The organism is Burkholderia sp. SR8 (genome assembly GCF_052851275.1).
The window spans coordinates 1-206 of sequence record NZ_JAULUC010000101.1 but is presented as its reverse complement, the minus strand read 5'-3'; the positions used below and the strand labels follow the sequence as shown (position 1 = coordinate 206).

At 67.5% G+C, this 206-nt stretch carries 1 protein-coding gene; it reads left to right on the top strand.

Annotated features, from left to right (window positions below):
• Nucleotides 1-206 (top strand): Ig-like domain-containing protein (locus Q3A80_RS32000; protein ID WP_446332766.1); only part of this gene is annotated, 206 nt, incomplete at both ends.

The window sequence follows — 206 nt, the reverse complement described above, 5'->3', positions numbered from 1 at the left end:
CCCGCGGCGCCGATCGTTGTCAGTGTGACGGACGACGTGGGTTCGATCGCCGGCTTGCTGACGACTGGCGCAACGACGGACGACACGACGCCGACACTTGCCGGCACAGCAGAAGCGGGCAGCACCGTGAGCATCTACGACGGCACGACACTGCTGGGCACGACGACGGCCGACCCGACCGGCAACTGGACCTTCACGCCGACTAC